Genomic DNA, 16408 nt, shown 5'->3' on the forward strand with positions numbered 1-16408 from the left:
CATGCCAAGTCATATCACTGAATCCCGTATCCACGGGGGCGCTTACTCGTCCCCGGAATTTGCTGCAATCTTCTCTGATGCCAATCAGGTGCAGAAGTGGCTCGATGTTGAAACAGCGCTGGCGGCGACCCAGGCGCAGATGGGCCTCATCCCCCACGAGGCCGCCCGGGAGATTGCCCGGGTAGCCAGCGTGGAACTGCTGGACCTCGATGCGTTGGGGCGCGAGGGCCTGGAAACCGGGCACATCCTGGTGCCGACCCTGCGCGCCTTGCAGGGGTTATGCGCCGATGGGCTGGGCGAATACGTGCATTACGGCGTGACCACCCAGGACATCCTCGACACCGGCCTCATCCTGCAAATCCGCGATGCCTGGGGCCTGGTAGTGCAGCGTTTGCGCGGGATCCGCGGGCATCTGCTCACGCTCGCCCTGCGCCATAAGCACACGGCGATGGTCGCCAGAACCCATGGCCAACACGCATTGCCCACCACGTTCGGCTACAAGGTGGCGGTGTGGGTCGATGAGATTGATCGACACCTTGAACGCTTTGACGAAGCCTACGCCCGGGTGATGGTCGGCAACCTGACCGGCGCCGTGGGCACCCTGGCCGGGCTTGGCCCGCAGGGTTTGGACGTGCAGCGCCGCACCCTGGAAAGCCTCGGCCTGGCGGCGCCGTTGACCAGTTGGCACAGCGCCCGCGACCGCATCCTGGAAGCGGCGTGGCTGCTGGTGCAGGCGTCGGCGACGTTGGGGCGTGTCGCCAATGAGATCTACCACCTGCAGCGCACCGAGATCGACGAAGTGCGCGAGGGGCGGCGAGCCGGGCAAGTGGGGAGTAGCACCATGCCCCACAAGCAAAACCCGTCGACGGTGGACCTGATCAGCGCGCTGTCACGGCTGGTGCGTGCGCAGATGGTTGCGCTGACCGATGCGGCTTTCCAGATGCACGAGCGTGACGGCACCACCTGGCGCATCGAATGGGCGGCCTTACCCGAGCTGTTCATTTACGCCGGTGCGTTGCTCGCTCGTATGGAAGGCTTGCTGCTGGCGGGGTTGGAGGTGCGTGAAGCGCGCATGCGCAGCAACCTGGACTTGTTGGGCGGGCTGATCCTGTCGGAGCGCGTGATGCTTGCGCTGGCGCCTCGGTGTGGCAAGCAGACGGCCCATCACCTGGTGCACGACATCGCCCAGCAGGCCCAAGACGCGGGCGTTTGCTTTCGCGACGCGCTGCTTGGCGACCCTCGACTGCGCGGTTGTTTCAGCCCACAAATGCTCGATGACTTGCTTGACCCGACGGCCTACACAGGGCTGGCGGCCGAAATGGTCGATCTGGTGGCAACTAAAGCACGACCTCGCGCTTCAGGCGATGGCGCTGAAGCACTGATGGCAACCCAAGGCAATACCAATCAGTCCCTGTACGCTACGGAGGGTATGTGATGGATGCGCAAACTTTGGAAACGACAGCTCGTGCGTCTTGCACCGCACGTTCGGACCACCCAGGTTTTGATCATGACGGCGAGCAATGCCGCCACGAACACAGCCACATCCTCGATTCGAAAACCCACGGTTCGGGTTATGCCGGCCCGCAGAGCCGCAAGATTTTTTGCAGTCATTGTCGCCTGCAACGCTGGCTGGACGTGGAAGCCGCGCTGGCCATGGCGCAGGCCGATGTCAACATCATCCCGCGCGAGGCGGCCCTGGAGATCGAAAAGGCCGCGTTGCTATCGGGCATCAATGTGCGCCAACTGGCCGAGGGTGTGGTTGCCACTGGGCATTCGCTGATGCCATTGCTGAGCGCCCTGCAAAAAAATTGCAGCCCCAGTGCCCGTGAATACGTGCATTACGGCGCTACCACCCAAGACATACAGGACACCGCCCAGTCCCTGGAGATGCGCGATGTGCTTGATGCGATGGACCAGGCCCTGGAGACTTTGCTGGGTAAGTTGTCGACCCTGGCCGATGCGCACCGTGACTCGCTGATGGTCGCCAGGACCCACTCGATTCCCGCCTTGCCGACCACCTTCGGGCTGAAGGTCGCTGGCTGGATCGATGAGCTGTTGCGCCACCAGCAGCGCTTGGCCGAAGCCCGCCAGCGTGTACTGGTGGTGCAACTGTTCGGCGGGGTCGGCACCATGGCGGCGTTCGGCCCGGACGCCATGCCGATGCTGGAGCGTTTTGCCCAGCGCTTGTCGCTGCAAGTGCCCCTGACGGGCTGGCATGTGTCCCGTGACCGCGTTGCGGAGTTCGTCAGCACCCTGGCCATGGTTACCGCCTCGTTGGCCCGCGTAGCCGATGAAATCCGTACGCTCAATCGCTGGGAAATCGCTGAAGTGGAAGTGGGCTGGAGCGACCAGCAGATCGGCAGCAGCACCATGCCGCACAAACGCAACCCCGAAGGCTGCGAGCAGGTGGTGGTGTTGGCGCGGCTGGCCAAGGCCCAGGTCATGCTCGCGCTGGACGCGATGATTCTTGAGCATGAGCGCGATTACCGCGGTACGCGGCTGGAGTGGTGCGCGGTCGCGGACGTTTCCCACTATGCATTGATGGCGCTCTCGATTCTGACCGAGACCATCGACGGGCTCACCGTGAATGTGCAGAAGATGGAAGGCACCGCCCAGGCGTATGGCGATGCCATCTGCACCGAAGCGGTGGTGTTCGAAATGGCGCGCAAGCTGGGCAAGAGCAGCGCCTACCAGATCATCTTCGAAGTATCCCAGGCCAGCCAGCGCAATCACGTGTCGATCCGCGAGGCAATCGAGGCCGATGCGCGGGTGCTTGCTGTCATGAGTGACGGCGCCCTGGCACGGCTGTTCGAGCCCAGGACCCACCTGGGCATGTCCGAGCGCATCGTTGACAACGTGCTGGCCAAACTCGCCGGCCATTGATCCCTTAACAGACTTGCAAATTCATCAAGGAGCGACAGATGTCCAACGTTATGGAAGTTGATAAAGCCAAGGTCCAACAGTTCTCGGCGCGGATCATGGAGGATTACGGCAACACGCTGCGCGGTGCCATGCTCTACATCGGCGACCAACTCGGCTTGTTCAAGGCATTGGCCGACGGCCAGGCGGTGACCCTGGAAGAGTTGGCGCACAAGACTGGCTACAACGCGCGTTACTTGCGCGAATGGCTGGGCAGCATGGCCACCGGCAATTATGTGACCTACGACGCGCAAACCCGCCGCTACCAGATGCCGGCTGAATTTGTGCCGGTGCTGGCCGATGAAGACTCGCCGTATTTCGCCGGCGGCATCATTCAGCTGAGCGTGCCGTTCGTGAGCATGGCGCCCAAGGTCATCGAAGCCTTCCGCCATGGTGGTGGCTGCGCTGAAGAGGCGTTCCCGCTGGAAACCTGGAAAGGCATGGAGCGCATGACCATGCCCTGGTACAAGCATTACTTGGTCCAGCACTGGATTCCATCCCTGGATGGCGTCGAAGAGAAGCTCAAGACCGGCGGCAGTGTCCTGGATTTTGGCTGCGGGGCGGGCCTGGCGGCGATCACCATGGCCAAGGCCTATCCTGAGGCGCGCATTGTCGGCTGCGATTTCCACCTGCCTTCCATCGAGTTGGCGCGGGCCAACGCCGAGGCGGCCGGCGTGGGTGACCGGGTGCAATTCGAGGTGAACGACTCCGATGCGTTGCGCGGCCAGCAATTCGACTTCGTGACCACCTTTGTGGTGATCCACGATGCTACCGACCCCCAGCAGATGCTCAAGGATTTGCGCGCCGCCACGGCCGAGGACGGCACCTACCTGATGGTGGAGCTCAACCTGTCCGAAGAACTGCACGAGAACATGAACCTGTTCGGACGCGTCATGTACCCGCAGAGCACCCTCTATTGCATGACCTGTTCGCTGTCCCATGGCGGCGCCGGGCTGGGCGCGTTCATGGGCGAGAAGCGTGCCCGCCAGATGGCTGAAGCAGCCGGGTTCAGCCGCTTTCGTAAAGTGCCTTCGCAGTGGCCACCGATGCCGGCGCTGTTCGAACTCAAGCCTTGATAGAAAGCATCCGCGAGTCGCTTTGCGCAGTAAGGCAATTTAATGGCCCCTTTGTAACAAAATCCTCGCCAAAATCACTTTTATTTTCAGGTGGTTAGGTGAGGATGCAAATGCGCTCTGTGGGAATGATGCTGATTGCCTGCTCCCTGGCCGGCGGCGCGACTGTCGCGCAGGCCAGGGAATTGCGCGAGGGTGACAAGTACATGTGCAGTTGGGGCGCAGGCACGGCCGCCAGGGCCCAGGAACTCAAGTTATCCGGCGTTTCGCTGTACGCGGCCCGGCAGAAGATCCAGACCCTCAAGTTCAGCAAATCGTGGATGCGCATGATGGCCATGGGCATCACCGAGCAGACCTATGACAGTCGCTCACGGCTCAAGCCCGAGGCAATTCGTCAAAGCTTTTACCAGGATTGCCTGCGCTACAAGGTGGCGCGCAAGTAATTCGTAGCCCCGCACCAGCCGTAGGGCCTTTACAAATCCACGACAAACCCCGTGTGAGTATTTGCATACAATTGCGCACTTCTTCTATGGAGGCCGGTATGCAAGTGCTGATTCGAACGGCAACACCTGATGACGTCGACACGCTGTGCGCGATTCGCACCTCGGTGGTGCAAAACCACCTGAGCCTTGAACAGATGGCTGGCCTGGGGATTACCCCGCTGGTATTGAGCGACACGTTGCGCGCAGCACCTTGTGGCTGGATCGCGGAAGTGGACGGCCAGGCGGCGGGGTTTTCCATGGTCGACCTGGATGAAGGTGAAGTGTTCGCGATGTTCGTGCTGCCATCGCACGAGAAGCTTGGCCTGGGCCGTCAACTGATGGCGGTGGCCGAGGCGGCCCTGTTTGAGCGCCACGACACGGCGTACCTGGTGACTGATGGGCGTGATGAGATCCGGGCCAATGGGTTCTATCAGCGCCTGGGCTGGTCTGTCGTGGGCCCGGTCGATGGCGATGATGTGCGTTATGAAAAGAGCAGGGCGCCATAAGGCCATGAATGCCCCAGCGCCTTCATCGTCCAACAGCTTGCGCTACTTCGCGGCGGGCGTGCTGGTTGTCGCCGTGTTACTGGGGTTCTATTTTGTTCAGCTCAACGCCAAGGTCGACCGCCAACGTGAAGAAGCCGCTGAACGTTTGGCGCTGTGTCGTCACTTGGAGGCTGTGGTGGGCGCCACCGCTTCGAGTCGTGAGGCCCTTCAAGAAACGTGCAAGCAATTAAGTGAACAATTACTTAAAAGTACGGCACCGGATTAATAACCCTTTTTTATACGTGGGTTTATGCCCGTTACTTGCACCAAAAAGTAGCACGACTGCCGCCTTCCACCTTAAAAAATATGTGGTTATTGAATGACTTACGATGCTTTCAATCCGACGAAAGGATTAAAATATTCTTGTTACATGTTTTTACAATCGCTACTATAGCCGGGCGTTCACCTCCCACGGTTTATGCATTTTTAAATCCCAAGTTTCCATCAGCTACTTGGGATTTTTTTTGCCCGCGATTTAATCTCGGCCCCCAGTACATGACTTTTTATGCCCGACGAAATGAGGGCTGGTTAACACTGTTGCATTAAATGTCCGGTGGCCGGCAAAACCTTATCTATGCTGCTTGCATCGCCTCAATCGGGTAGAACCCAGGGACGGGGGGCTGATCATGATTTCCATCACCGAATTCAACCGCATCATGGCTTCAGGCTTCCTGCCGCTTGCGTGTGAGTGCTGCCTCAACAGCGACGGCTCACTGCGCATCAGCGTGTTCGAGCCTGCGTCCGGTCGTGTCGACTTGCTGCTGACCCGCGTATCGCCCGAGGGCCTGGACAGCATCCGTGCCATCGCCAACCTGATTGGTGAGTTGCGTGCCGAGATAAAGGCCGGGCGCCGCGGGTTCGCGGCGGTGGGTTAGCGGCTGTCCAGGGCGTCAGAGGCGCCGCAGGAAGGATTTGACGATGTGGCGGGTGGCGTCTGTGGTGTCCAGCTCGTCCAGGGCGCTGTAGGCATACCACTGGCAATCGACAATCTCATTGCACGGCCGTGCCTCGTCGATATTGACCACCGAGGCCTCAAACACATGGTGGACGGTGTCGCGGGCCTTGAGCTCTTGCAGGTACAGCAAGCCGTCCACGTTTAACCCGGTTTCTTCTTCCAGTTCGCGTTCCGCCGCGCCGACAGGGCGCTCGTGCGCTTCGACTTTCCCGCCGGGCAATGCCCATTTTGATCTGGCCTTGCGCACGAAGAGGATATGCCCCTCATGTTCGCAAATGACGGTTGCCCTAATTTTCATCGAATGTGCCCCCGCGCCGAATGAGTGTCATAAAAGTGTAATGCAATTGTCATGCTAAGTGGTTATGGCGCGCCAGGGCCGGTATGTGGATACTGCCCGATTGACGAATACGACCGAGGACATTAGATGAAGACCATACGCTGGGGCATGATCGGCTGTGGCAGTGTCACTGAATTGAAGAGTGGACCGGCTTTCTATAAAGCGCCAGGTTCGGCCTTGGTCGCCGTGATGGGGCGGCGTGCCGAGGCGGTGCGCGATTACGCGGCGCGCCATGGTATTGCCCGTTGTTATACCGATGCCCAGGCCTTGATCGACGACCCCGAGGTGGATGCGGTCTACATCGCCACGCCACCCGACAGCCATCTTGAATACGCCTTGAGGGTGGCGGCGGCGGGCAAGCATTGCTGCGTCGAAAAGCCGATGTCGCTGAATGCTGAACAGAGCGCGTTGATGCAGCGCACATTCGAGCGCGCCGGGCTGCATCTGTTTGTCTCCTACTACCGGCGTTCATTGCCACGCTTTCAGCAAGTGCGCACCTGGCTGCAGGAAGGCCGTATCGGTGAGTTGCGTCACCTGACCTGGACCTTGTGCAAACCCGCTGCCGTTACAGACACCGACGCCAGCAATTGGCGCACCGACCCGGCCATTGCCGGTGGCGGCTACTTTGCCGACCTGGCCAGCCATGGGTTCGACCTGTTCCAGTACCTGGCCGGGGACATCGTCGAGGTCTCAGGCTTTTCCGCACGACAGGCAGGACGCTACGCGGCAGAAGACGCAGTGACGGCCTGCTGGACATTTGCCAGCGGTGCATTGGGCATGGGCTGCTGGAATTTTGTGGCGGACCGCCGCGAAGACCGGGTCGAACTGATCGGCAGTCGCGGCCGTATTCAATTTTCGGTGTTCGACGACCAGCCGCTGCGTCTTGAAGGCGAGACCACCGAGGTGTTAGAGGTGCCGTGTCACACCCATATTCAATGGCACCATGTCCTGAACATGAACGCGCATATTCGTGGCGAGGCCGAGCATCCGTCGCTGGCCATCGAAGCGCTGAAGACCGATATCATCCTGGACAAGGTGTTACACCGTTATTCCCAGCATCCCTAGTCGTGGCAATAGCGTAAGGCTTCACTCTTTTAAAGGAATACCGGGATGAAATACTGGATGGTGGTGTGGCTGCTGATCGCCACCGCGACAACGGCGGCGCCACGCAGCCAAGGGCAGTCGGGCGAGTTTGATTTCTATGTGCTGTCGTTATCGTGGTCACCCACGTTTTGCCTGACGCACCCAGGCAACGAGCAATGCTCGGGTAAGGGCTACGGCTTTGTGCTGCACGGTTTGTGGCCGCAATACGCACGGGGAGGGTGGCCGGCGTCCTGTACGCCGCAGACGCGCTTGAGCGAGGTAGAAATGGACAAGGGCGCTGCGCTGTTTCCCACCCGCGCGCTGCTCAAGCATGAGTGGGCCACGCATGGCACCTGCAGTGGGCTCGAACCGTTGGAATATCTGGAGAAGACCGATGTAGCGCTCGGTGCGGTCGCCATCCCGCAGCAGTTGCAACCGTTTAATACGCCGCCGTCATTGCCGGCCAGTGAGATCGAGGCGCTGTTTCGCGCGAGCAACCCGCGTATGGGTAACCACGGGATGGCGGTGATCTGCAAGGGAAAGGTGTTGTCGGAGGTACGGGTGTGCCTGACCAAGGACCTGGCCTTTGCCGGTTGCCCGCGCAGTGTGAAAAGCCAATGCCGTGGGGGCGGTATTCGTATTCCCGCGCAGCGTTGAGCCGTGCAATCGCCTAGAACTCGCCGGAATACTTCACCGCAGCTGCAGCGCGCGAGGGGACATTCAGGCTGCGCAACAATGACGACACATGGATACGTACGGTAAACGGCGAGATATTCAGGGCCTTGGCAATTTCCTTGTTGGTCTTGCCCTGGGCAATCAGGCGCAGCACTTCCTGCTGGCGGGTGGTGAGGGTGTGGGTGTCGAGGGGCAGCAGGCCTGAAGGGGCGAATTTGACCAGCACTTCGCCTTCGCGGATCGCCAGCAGGGCCTGGCCGATCTCGTCCGGGGCGATGTTCTTGCCGATAAAACCGTCGGCGCCCAAGGCCATGACCTGTTCGATCAGCGCGGGGTCATCGACCATCGACACCAGGACCAAGGTGGTGCGTTTCAGTTGCTGGCGCAGTTCGGCCAGTTGGCTGATGCAGGTCAGGCCGGGAAAGCGCAAATCGAGGATCAAGGTATCGACCTCGCCCGCTTCGCACAGCAACGCATTCACCGTGGCCAGGTCGCCGGCCTCCTGCACCACCGCGCCCGGCAGCAGGCGCTGCACGGTGCGCGTCATGCCTTCGCGAAACATGGGGTGGTCGTCGGCGATGATGATTCGGCCGGTCATGGCGAGCTCCTTCCTGGGGCAAGGTTGTGTCGAGGCATGCTAATTTATTTACCGCCGGTATAGGAGCGAGCTTGCTCGTGAAGCACGCACAGGCACCGCGTACTCCCAGGTCAAACGCGTTATCGTTGACGTTTTTCGCGAGCAAGCTCGCTCCTTCAGATGATAGGTCAAGGATATGACGATGAGCCCCGAGACTAACTCCGAACTCGATCAGGCTAACCTGCGCATCGTGGTGGCCAGCATCGCTATCGTTTACATCGGCGTGCTGGGCTTTTTGCCTGGGCAGTCGCTGGACACCTATCTGCCGGTGATCCTGTATATCTTGCTGTTCCTGCTGGCGTCCATCGTGCTTCGCCAAGTGATCGCACGCTGGCCCGGGCATTATCCGGCGCGGCGGATCTTTGGCATGATCCACGACTACACGGGCACTTCGTTCGGCCTGGTGGTAGGCGGTGAGGCGGCATTGCCGCTGTATGCGGTGATGGTCTGGGTGAACCTGGGCAACGGCATGCGCTACGGTTCGCGCTACCTGGCAATTGCGACGGGGCTGGCGTTGCTGGCGCTGTTGATCGTGTACCAACTCACGCCGCTGTGGCAGGCACAACCATTCATGGTGCTGATGCTGATGATCACCAGCACGGTGATCCCGGTGTATGCCCATATCCTGTTGGAGCGCACGCGCAAGGCCTCCGAGCAGGCGATCGCCGCCAACCTGGAAAAATCCCGTTTTCTCGCCCAGGCCAGCCATGACCTGCGCCAGCCGATCCACTCCATTGGCCTGTTTACCGCCTGCCTGCGCGAAGCCCGTTTGGGCGAGGACGAACAGCGCTTGGTGGACAATATCGACCGCTCGCTGCTTAACGTCTCGCAATTGTTCCGCTCGATTCTCGACCTCTACACCCTCGACAACGGGCGCCTGTTGCCCAAATACCAAGTGATCCACCTGGGCGACTTCCTTGCCGACCTCGTGCGCCAGAACGCCGAGGCTGCTCGCTGGGCGGGCGTGGAGCTGCGCCTGCGCCCCTGTGCCCACTGGGTGCTGGTTGATCCGGCCATGCTGGCGACCATGGTGCAGAACCTGCTCTCCAATTGCTTCAAGTACGGGGCGCAACGACCGGTGCTGATTGGCGTGCGCATGCGTGATGACGGCGTGGTGGTGCAGGTGCACGACCAGGGGCGGGGGATTGCCAAGGAGCATCTGTCAAAGGTCTTCGAAGAGTTTTATCGCGTGCGCCAACTGCGTGACAAGGACGTCGAAGGTGTGGGCCTTGGGCTGTCCATCGTCAAGCGCCTGGGGCAATTGATGGGGTTGCAGGTGAGCCTGCGTTCGCGGGTCGGCCATGGCACCTCAGTAAGCCTGCATGGCCTAGCCTTGGCCACCGCGCCGCGTCAACCGGCCTTGCGCGACGATGCACGCCAAGCCGGGCTGCTCACCGGCCTTAAGGTGTGCCTGGTGGAAGATGACTACAACGTGCTGCTCGCCACCCAGGCCCTGCTGGAGCGCTGGGGGTGCCAAGTGCAGGCCGAGTCCACGGGGCAGGGTTTGGTCAGTGACTGCGACATCATCGTTGCCGACTATGACCTGGGCAACCACGCCACCGGCATCGAATGCATCGACCAGTTACGCCAGCAACGCGGCTGGGCGGTGCCAGCGCTGATCCTTACCGGGCACGACGTGGAGAAAATCCAGGCCGCGTTGCACGATCGTCAGATCGCTATTTTGTCCAAACCGGTACGCCCTGCGGAACTGCGCGGCACTCTGCGAGCGCTCAGCCAGGAAAATATTACTGCATGAACGGCGTCAACCCATTGCCTTTGGCGCCCTTGGGCATGCAGTAGGCCGCGGGCTTCATCAGGCCGAAGCTGGCAATCGCGAACGCGCCGCCGCTGGCACCACTGGGTACGGAGCAGTTGTACTCGCCGGAGGCTGTGTTAGCGACGTAGTAGGTGGTCATGGAGTCGCTGCGCACATTGGAGATACGTTTTACCGGCTCGCCCAGATTGGTTTCCGACAGCTTCTTGAGATGATCTTCGGTGGGCTTGATATTGCTGCAACCGGCGACGCCGATGATCAAGGCGCCCAGCAGGGCAAAGCGAGTGACAGGGGAGTAGAGTTTCATGGTGCTTCTTCCTTGGGGTTGTTTTGGTTTTTCCAACGCGCAACGAACCCGCGCGCACGGAATGCGCGGTGTGGGTGAGAACGTTGGAAGTGCCGCGGAATATAGCGCTGCCGTGAGGTAGGGTCGATTAGCACAAATGGGCTAATGGCAGTTTGAGGTCACGGAAGGAGCTTGCGATGCTGGAGATAAAACGTGCCACGCCGGACGACGCCGAGCGTGCGTTTGAGATTCGTCGCGAGGCCATTCGCGGCCAATGCATTGGCGCCTATAGCGCTGAACAAATGGCGCTCTGGACCCGAGGTCGCGCCAGTGATGGCTACGGCGCGCTGATGGAAAAACAGTTCTACATGGGATGGTTCAATGGCAAACCAGTCGTCACTGGCATGCTGGATCTTGCCAGCCATGAAATCGGAGCCTTGTTTGTATTGCCCCTATTCAGCGGGCGAGGGTTTGGCAAAGTGATGCTTGCTCACTTGGAGCGTATGGCGCAGCAGCGGGCGATTGAACAGGTTGTGCTGGATGCGACACTGAACGCGGTGAGTTTTTATAGAGCGTGCGGGTATGTGGGCGATGAGCAGGCGGTGTACCGCTCGCCGTCCGGGTTGGTGCTGGCGTGTGTACCGATGGTGAAGCGGTTGCGGGTTATGAGTCCCGTTTGAATGCAGCGCGCAATTGCTCGATCACAGGCTCTATCCCTGGCCCTTGAATCGGCGGCGGGGTGAGGCTCTCGCCAAACTCGCGCCATACGAACAGGGTCAGTTCAGCGCCATCGGTCATGGGTTCGAGGGGGGGCGTCCCGAAAGCGTTCAGCGAGCGATAGCGTTCGTCCCGCCAGAACGCTTGCTCTACCCAGTCATAGACGGGAATGCAATGAAAATGCAGCGGTAAGCCCGGCATATGGCCGTAACGGCTGATATACAGCCATTTTGGCTGGAGCTGGGTTTGCATCACCCGCTGGATATTGGCGAGCAGGCCGCCCAGTTCGGCCAGTGCGGCTTCAGGCATGTCGGGGAGGGCGTCAATCGGCGCCCTGGCGCCCAGCATCAGGTAACCGGGCAGCTTTGAGGTCAGGTGGTGGTTGAGCTGCCAGTGCTCGGTCTGGTGAAGGATAAAGGCTGGGTTGATTTGCATGCGCACGGGTCCCTGTGGGTTGGAGTGGCAGGATACCAAGGGTGAGGCGGTGTCATCCCCTCCAAGTGGCCACGCGCTGTACCTGTGGCGAGGGCGCTTGCTCCCGTGACGCCCCACGGTCCAAATGTGGGAGCTGGCTTGCCTGCGAAAGCGGTGGTTCAGTTAAAGATGCAGTGGCTGACACGCCGCCTTCGCGGGCAAGCCCGCTCCCACTGGGGACCGGTGCCAGGCGTAGATCCTTTGGGCGATGCATGACCAATGTGGAAGCCAGCTCCCATAGTTTGATCGTGGGGGCATCCATCAGATCAGCGTTCGTTTCTGAAGCGCCCAGGGGCATTTTGTTCAATACGCTCATCGCCCGGCGCGTTACCGTGATCTCAACATCGTTGGCATCACACAAGGAACTGTAATGAGCTTGATCCTCTCCATGGCCGCTTTCGCCCTGGCCACGTCCATCACGCCCGGCCCCGTCAATGTGGTTGCTTTAAGTGCCGGCGCGCGTTTCGGTTTTGTCGCCAGCCAGAAACATGTGTTGGGCGCCGCCGTAGGTTTCACCTTGTTGTTGATACTGATCGGCCTGGGGCTGCATGAAGTGCTGGTGCGCTGGGCGATACTGATCCAATTGATCCGCTGGGGCGCAGTTGCGTTCCTGTTGTACATGGCGTGGAAACTCGCCGTGGACGATGGTCGGCTGGACGCTGACGGTACCGACACCGCGCCGTCGATGCTGTATGGCGCGATCATGCAGTGGCTCAACCCGAAAGCCTGGCTGGCGTGTGTGGCAGGCATGGGGTTGTTTGTGGCTGATGGCGATGCGGCGCAGGTGTGGTTGTTTGCCGCGCTTTACCTGGTGATCTGCTACCTGTCGGTGGCGTGCTGGGTGTATGCGGGGACGTTTTTACGCCGCTACTTGAACAACCCCAAAGGTGTACGGCTGTTCAACCGCTCAATGGCCGCGTTGCTGGTGGCCAGTGTGGGTTATTTGCTGATGGCTTGAGGTTCTCGCGGTATTGCCCCGGCGTGGCCGCGAAGTGTTGTTTGAAGGTGCGCTGGAAGTGCGCCTGGTCGGCAAAGCCCGCGGCCAGGGCGACGTCGGCAATCAGTGCGCCATTGCGCAGTTGGCTGCGGGCAAACTGGATGCGTCGGTTGACCATGAAGGCGTGGGGCGTCAAGCCGTAATACTGCTTGAACGCGCGGATCAGGTAAGACGGCGACAGATCGGCCGCCTGGCAGATGTCTTCGAGTTTCAAGGCCTGAGTGCAGTAAGCGCGGATGTAGTCGGCGGCGCGTTCGAGTTTGTGGTTGACCTCGCGTACCGGTGCCAACGAAGGGTTCAGACGCTGTTGCACCTCGGTGAAGTAACTCACCAGCGTGCTCTGTTTTTGCAGCAGTTCGGCCTGTTCATCCACTAGCGTGCGGTACAGGTCGAGCAAGCCGTGGTACAGCGTGGTGTCGCGGGTATGGGGCGTGTCGAATGGCCGGTAGCCCTGGTCGGTACTGAACCCCAGCTGGTATTGCAGGTCGGTCAGCCAGGGCGTGTCCAGGTACAGCATGTGGTAGGACCAGGGCTGGTCATGGATGGGGTTGCACGCATGCACATCGCCTGGGTTCATCAGCACCACGGTGCCGGCGCTGATTTCGAAGGTGCGCGCGCCGTAGTGGTAATAGCTGCAGCCGGTGGTGATCGCACCGATGGAAAAATGCTCATGGGCGTGCCGGGTGTAGGTGACCTTGCGCCCGTCGGCGATGGTGCGCGCTTCGATGAACGGCAGGCGTTCGTCGCGCCAGAAGCGCGGCGTGTCTGCGGGACGGGCGATTGGGCTGAGCGACATGGCGTTATTTCTCCTGCATTTGCACCCGCGTGCCGTCAGGCCGGCACCAAAAAAGCCGCCTTGAGCAACTGCCGGGTATAGGCATGTTGCGGGTCAGCAAAAATAGCCTGGGCATCGCCTTGCTCCACCACCTGGCCTTGCTTGACCACCATCAACTGGTGACTCAGCGCCTTCACCACTGCCAGGTCATGGCTGATAAACAGGTAGGTCAGGTTGTACTTGGCCTGCAAACCGCGCAGCAACTCTACCACCTGGCGCTGTACCGTGCGGTCCAGGGCCGAGGTGGGTTCGTCCAGCAGGATCAGGCGCGGCTTGAGCACCAGCGCTCGGGCGATAGCGATGCGTTGGCGCTGGCCGCCGGAAAATTCATGGGGGTAGCGATGCCGGGATTCGGGGTCCAGGCCCACTTCCTTGAGCGCCGCGATAATCGCCGCTTCCTGTTCGGCGGGCGTGCCCATCTTGTGGATACGCAGGCCTTCGCCAACGATCTCGCTGACGCACATGCGCGGGCTCAGGCTGCCGAACGGGTCCTGGAACACCACCTGCATTTCCCGGCGCAACGGGCGCACCTGCTGTTGGCTGAGGCGGTCCAGTTGCTGGCCTTCGAAGCGAATCCCGCCCTGGCTGCCGATCAGGCGCAAAATTGCCAGGCCCAAGGTGGACTTGCCCGAGCCACTTTCGCCAACGATGCCCAGGGTTTGGCCCTGGGGCAGGCTGAAGTTGATGCCGTCCACAGCCTTGACGTAATCGACGGTATTGCGCAAAAAGCCTTTCTTGATCGGAAACCAGACTTTCAGGTCGTCCACTTCCAGCAGCGGAGGGCCGACATCATTGTTGGCTGGCCCACCACTGGGCTCCGCCGCGAGCAATTCCTGGGTGTAGGGATGCTGGGGCGACTGGAACAGTGTCTCGCAATCGGCCTGTTCAACGATGCAACCTTGCTGCATCACACACACACGATGGGCGATGCGCCGTACCAGGTTGAGGTCGTGGCTGATCAGCAGCAGCGCCATGCCCAGCCGCGCCTGCAGCTCCTTGAGCAATTCCAGGATCTTCAACTGCACGGTGACATCCAGCGCCGTGGTCGGCTCGTCGGCAATCAACAACTCCGGCTCGTTGGCCAGAGCCATGGCGATCATCACCCGCTGGCGCTGGCCGCCGGACAGCTCATGGGGCAGGGCCTTGAGGCGTTTGTGCGGTTCGGGGATACCCACCAGCTCCAGCAATTCCAACGTGCGCTGGGTGGCGACCTTGCCGGTCAGGCCCTTGTGCAGGCCGAGCACTTCGTTGATCTGTTTTTCGATGGAGTGCAGCGGGTTCAACGAGGTCATCGGCTCCTGGAAGATCATCGCAATCCGATTGCCGCGTATATGCCGCAGGGTCTTCTCTTTAAGCGTCAGCAGGTCTTGCCCTGAATACTCGATAGTGCCCGACGGATGCCTGGCCAACGGGTAGGGCAGCAGGCGCAGGATCGAATGGGCGGTGACCGATTTGCCCGAACCGCTTTCACCCACCAGCGCCAGGGTTTCGCCGCGCTTGATGTCGAAGCTGACGTGGTTGACCACCCGGTGGTGGTGCTCGCCGGTGACGAATTCGACACTGAGGTCGCGGATTTCGATCAGATTGTCCGGATTCATCTCATTTCCTCGGGTCGAACGCATCGCGAGCGGACTCGCCGATAAACACCAGCAGGCTCAACATGATCGCCAGCACCGCAAAGGCACTCATGCCCAGCCACGGCGCTTGCAGGTTGGACTTGCCCTGGGCCACCAGCTCACCCAGCGACGGCGAACCTGCCGGCAGCCCGAAGCCGAGAAAGTCCAGGGCGGTGAGGGTGCCAATGGCGCCGGTGAGGATGAAGGGCAGGAAGGTCATGGTCGAGACCATCGCATTGGGCAGGATGTGACGAAACATGATCGCGCCGTTCTGCATGCCCAGCGCCCGCGCCGCGCGCACGTACTCCAGGTTGCGCCCGCGCAGGAACTCGGCGCGCACCACATCCACCAGGCTCATCCAGGAAAACAGCAGCATGATCCCCAGCAGCCACCAGAAGTTGGATTGCACGAAGCTGGCCAGGATGATCAGCAGGTAGAGCACCGGCAAGCCGGACCAGATCTCCAGGAAACGTTGCCCGGCCAGGTCGACCCAGCCGCCATAAAAGCCCTGCAAGGCGCCGGCAATCACGCCGATGATCGAGCTGAGTATGGTCAGGGTCAGGGCGAAGAGCACCGACACGCGAAAGCCGTAGATCACCCGCGCGAGCACATCGCGCCCCTGGTCATCGGTGCCCAGCAGGTTGACCGAGGACGGCGGCGCCGGGGCCGGGACTTTCAGGTCGTAATTGATGCTCTGGTAGCTGAACGGAATCGGCGCCCACAAGGTCCAGGCGTCCTTGGCCTTGAGCAGTTCCTGGATATACGGGCTCTTGTAGTTGGCTTCCAGCGGGAATTCACCGCCGAAGGTAGTCTCCGGGTAGCGCTTGAGCGCCGGGAAGTACCAGCCGCCGTCGAAGTGCACCGCCAGGGGCTTGTCGTTGGCGATCAACTCGGCGCCCAGGCTCAGCACGAACAGCACCAGAAACAGCCACAGCGACCACCAGCCACGCTTGTTGGCCTTGAACCGCTCGAACCGGCGGCGATTGAGGGGGGACAGGTTCAT

Annotated in this window: 19 protein-coding genes; 12 read left to right on the plus strand and 7 right to left on the minus strand. The window is 60.8% G+C overall.

The genetic code is table 11. The features are described 5' to 3' along the window. The first annotated feature begins 1 nt into the window (after position 1). From purB to BT199_RS11150, 7 genes are all read left to right on the plus strand, one after another. Positions 2 to 1435, plus strand: coding sequence for an adenylosuccinate lyase (purB, locus tag BT199_RS11120; protein ID WP_072434479.1), 1434 nt, complete (start codon positions 2 to 4; stop codon positions 1433 to 1435). Next, the gene (locus BT199_RS11125; protein WP_014718236.1) at positions 1435 to 2883 is read left to right on the plus strand and encodes a class-II fumarase/aspartase family protein; all 1449 of its coding nucleotides are present in this window, start codon (positions 1435 to 1437) and stop codon (positions 2881 to 2883) included. The genes purB and BT199_RS11125 overlap by 1 nt, the downstream gene beginning before the upstream one ends. Positions 2884 to 2921: 38 nt before the next feature. Next, the gene (locus BT199_RS11130) at positions 2922 to 3995 is read left to right on the plus strand and encodes a class I SAM-dependent methyltransferase (protein WP_014718237.1); all 1074 of its coding nucleotides are present in this window, start codon (positions 2922 to 2924) and stop codon (positions 3993 to 3995) included. Positions 3996 to 4105: 110 nt separating this feature from the next. After that, positions 4106 to 4435 carry a hypothetical protein gene (locus BT199_RS11135; protein WP_003191756.1) on the plus strand — a complete coding sequence of 110 codons (330 nt, stop codon included), beginning with the start codon at positions 4106 to 4108 and terminating at the stop codon, positions 4433 to 4435. A gap of 98 nt (positions 4436 to 4533) precedes the next feature. After that, on the plus strand, positions 4534 to 4980 hold the full coding sequence (locus tag BT199_RS11140; RefSeq protein ID WP_072434480.1) for a GNAT family N-acetyltransferase: 447 nt from the start codon (positions 4534 to 4536) through the stop codon (positions 4978 to 4980). A 4-nt stretch (positions 4981 to 4984) separates the two neighbouring features. Next, positions 4985 to 5245, plus strand: coding sequence for a hypothetical protein (locus BT199_RS11145; RefSeq protein WP_019820299.1), 261 nt, complete (start codon positions 4985 to 4987; stop codon positions 5243 to 5245). Positions 5246 to 5645: 400 nt separating this feature from the next. After that, positions 5646 to 5894: a DUF1652 domain-containing protein gene (locus BT199_RS11150; RefSeq protein ID WP_014718242.1), complete on the plus strand. Its 249-nt coding sequence runs from the start codon at positions 5646 to 5648 to the stop codon at positions 5892 to 5894. A 15-nt stretch (positions 5895 to 5909) separates the two neighbouring features. Here BT199_RS11150 and BT199_RS11155 read toward each other — a convergent pair whose 3' ends face one another. Continuing rightward, entirely contained in the window at positions 5910 to 6272 is a 363-nt protein-coding gene (locus BT199_RS11155) for an NUDIX hydrolase (RefSeq protein WP_014718243.1), read from the minus strand. A gap of 126 nt (positions 6273 to 6398) precedes the next feature. Between BT199_RS11155 and BT199_RS11160 the strand changes: the two genes are divergently transcribed. Further along, positions 6399 to 7376, plus strand: coding sequence for a Gfo/Idh/MocA family protein (locus BT199_RS11160; protein ID WP_014718244.1), 978 nt, complete (start codon positions 6399 to 6401; stop codon positions 7374 to 7376). A gap of 45 nt (positions 7377 to 7421) precedes the next feature. Next, positions 7422 to 8051 carry a ribonuclease T2 family protein gene (locus BT199_RS11165; RefSeq protein WP_038449954.1) on the plus strand — a complete coding sequence of 210 codons (630 nt, stop codon included), beginning with the start codon at positions 7422 to 7424 and terminating at the stop codon, positions 8049 to 8051. Positions 8052 to 8064: 13 nt separating this feature from the next. Here BT199_RS11165 and BT199_RS11170 read toward each other — a convergent pair whose 3' ends face one another. Then, the gene (locus tag BT199_RS11170; RefSeq protein WP_014718246.1) at positions 8065 to 8667 is read right to left on the minus strand and encodes a LuxR C-terminal-related transcriptional regulator; all 603 of its coding nucleotides are present in this window, start codon (positions 8665 to 8667) and stop codon (positions 8065 to 8067) included. A gap of 181 nt (positions 8668 to 8848) precedes the next feature. Here BT199_RS11170 and BT199_RS11175 point away from each other — a divergent pair, with 181 nt between their 5' ends. Then, a complete protein-coding gene (locus BT199_RS11175; RefSeq protein WP_032903839.1) occupies positions 8849 to 10462 on the plus strand; it encodes an ATP-binding response regulator in 1614 nt (537 codons plus the stop codon). On the opposite strand, the gene BT199_RS11180 is transcribed toward BT199_RS11175, so the two are convergent. Then, positions 10452 to 10787: a hypothetical protein gene (locus tag BT199_RS11180; RefSeq protein WP_014718248.1), complete on the minus strand. Its 336-nt coding sequence runs from the start codon at positions 10785 to 10787 to the stop codon at positions 10452 to 10454. The two genes, BT199_RS11175 and BT199_RS11180, sit on opposite strands and share 11 nt — an antisense overlap. Positions 10788 to 10963: 176 nt before the next feature. Between BT199_RS11180 and BT199_RS11185 the strand changes: the two genes are divergently transcribed. Further along, positions 10964 to 11446, plus strand: a complete 483-nt coding sequence (locus tag BT199_RS11185) for a GNAT family N-acetyltransferase (RefSeq protein WP_014718249.1) — start codon at positions 10964 to 10966, stop codon at positions 11444 to 11446. Here the strand turns inward: BT199_RS11185 and BT199_RS11190 are convergent. Further along, entirely contained in the window at positions 11430 to 11918 is a 489-nt protein-coding gene (locus BT199_RS11190) for a hypothetical protein (RefSeq protein ID WP_058410579.1), read from the minus strand. The two genes, BT199_RS11185 and BT199_RS11190, sit on opposite strands and share 17 nt — an antisense overlap. A gap of 409 nt (positions 11919 to 12327) precedes the next feature. Between BT199_RS11190 and BT199_RS11195 the strand changes: the two genes are divergently transcribed. After that, positions 12328 to 12915 carry a LysE family translocator gene (locus BT199_RS11195; protein ID WP_072434481.1) on the plus strand — a complete coding sequence of 196 codons (588 nt, stop codon included), beginning with the start codon at positions 12328 to 12330 and terminating at the stop codon, positions 12913 to 12915. On the opposite strand, the gene BT199_RS11200 is transcribed toward BT199_RS11195, so the two are convergent. Genes BT199_RS11200 through BT199_RS11210 form a run of 3 tightly spaced genes read right to left on the minus strand, consistent with a single transcriptional unit; the run spans position 12857 to position 16408 of the window. After that, positions 12857 to 13750: an AraC family transcriptional regulator gene (locus BT199_RS11200; RefSeq protein WP_032903836.1), complete on the minus strand. Its 894-nt coding sequence runs from the start codon at positions 13748 to 13750 to the stop codon at positions 12857 to 12859. The genes BT199_RS11195 and BT199_RS11200 overlap by 59 nt on opposite strands. A gap of 35 nt (positions 13751 to 13785) precedes the next feature. Beyond that, positions 13786 to 15387 (minus strand): ABC transporter ATP-binding protein, encoded by a 1602-nt coding sequence (locus BT199_RS11205; RefSeq protein WP_014718252.1) that lies wholly within the window; start codon positions 15385 to 15387, stop codon positions 13786 to 13788. 1 nt (position 15388) lies between these two features. Beyond that, a complete protein-coding gene (locus BT199_RS11210) occupies positions 15389 to 16408 on the minus strand; it encodes an ABC transporter permease (RefSeq protein ID WP_072434482.1) in 1020 nt (339 codons plus the stop codon).

This window comes from Pseudomonas sp. NFR02 (assembly GCF_900119375.1).
GTDB classification, from domain to species: Bacteria; Pseudomonadota; Gammaproteobacteria; order Pseudomonadales; family Pseudomonadaceae; genus Aquipseudomonas; species Aquipseudomonas paracarnis.

Excerpts from the sequence above, each read along its gene's own strand:
- BT199_RS11135 (WP_003191756.1), top strand. The coding sequence starts at position 4,106 with ATGCGCTCTGTGGGAATGATGCTGATTGCCTGCTCCCTGGCCGGCGGC.
- BT199_RS11140 (WP_072434480.1), top strand. The coding sequence starts at position 4,534 with ATGCAAGTGCTGATTCGAACGGCAACACCTGATGACGTCGACACGCTG.
- BT199_RS11145 (WP_019820299.1), top strand. The coding sequence starts at position 4,985 with ATGAATGCCCCAGCGCCTTCATCGTCCAACAGCTTGCGCTACTTCGCG.
- BT199_RS11195 (WP_072434481.1), top strand. The coding sequence starts at position 12,328 with ATGAGCTTGATCCTCTCCATGGCCGCTTTCGCCCTGGCCACGTCCATC.
- BT199_RS11170 (WP_014718246.1), bottom strand. The coding sequence starts at position 8,667 with ATGACCGGCCGAATCATCATCGCCGACGACCACCCCATGTTTCGCGAA.
- BT199_RS11205 (WP_014718252.1), bottom strand. The coding sequence starts at position 15,387 with ATGAATCCGGACAATCTGATCGAAATCCGCGACCTCAGTGTCGAATTC.
- BT199_RS11200 (WP_032903836.1), bottom strand. The coding sequence starts at position 13,750 with ATGTCGCTCAGCCCAATCGCCCGTCCCGCAGACACGCCGCGCTTCTGG.
- BT199_RS11160 (WP_014718244.1), top strand. The coding sequence starts at position 6,399 with ATGAAGACCATACGCTGGGGCATGATCGGCTGTGGCAGTGTCACTGAA.
- BT199_RS11190 (WP_058410579.1), bottom strand. The coding sequence starts at position 11,918 with ATGCAAATCAACCCAGCCTTTATCCTTCACCAGACCGAGCACTGGCAG.
- BT199_RS11165 (WP_038449954.1), top strand. The coding sequence starts at position 7,422 with ATGAAATACTGGATGGTGGTGTGGCTGCTGATCGCCACCGCGACAACG.
- BT199_RS11155 (WP_014718243.1), bottom strand. The coding sequence starts at position 6,272 with ATGAAAATTAGGGCAACCGTCATTTGCGAACATGAGGGGCATATCCTC.
- BT199_RS11175 (WP_032903839.1), top strand. The coding sequence starts at position 8,849 with ATGAGCCCCGAGACTAACTCCGAACTCGATCAGGCTAACCTGCGCATC.
- BT199_RS11210 (WP_072434482.1), bottom strand. The coding sequence starts at position 16,408 with ATGAACCTGTCCCCCCTCAATCGCCGCCGGTTCGAGCGGTTCAAGGCC.
- BT199_RS11125 (WP_014718236.1), top strand. The coding sequence starts at position 1,435 with ATGGATGCGCAAACTTTGGAAACGACAGCTCGTGCGTCTTGCACCGCA.
- BT199_RS11180 (WP_014718248.1), bottom strand. The coding sequence starts at position 10,787 with ATGAAACTCTACTCCCCTGTCACTCGCTTTGCCCTGCTGGGCGCCTTG.
- BT199_RS11150 (WP_014718242.1), top strand. The coding sequence starts at position 5,646 with ATGATTTCCATCACCGAATTCAACCGCATCATGGCTTCAGGCTTCCTG.
- purB (WP_072434479.1), top strand. The coding sequence starts at position 2 with ATGCCAAGTCATATCACTGAATCCCGTATCCACGGGGGCGCTTACTCG.
- BT199_RS11130 (WP_014718237.1), top strand. The coding sequence starts at position 2,922 with ATGTCCAACGTTATGGAAGTTGATAAAGCCAAGGTCCAACAGTTCTCG.
- BT199_RS11185 (WP_014718249.1), top strand. The coding sequence starts at position 10,964 with ATGCTGGAGATAAAACGTGCCACGCCGGACGACGCCGAGCGTGCGTTT.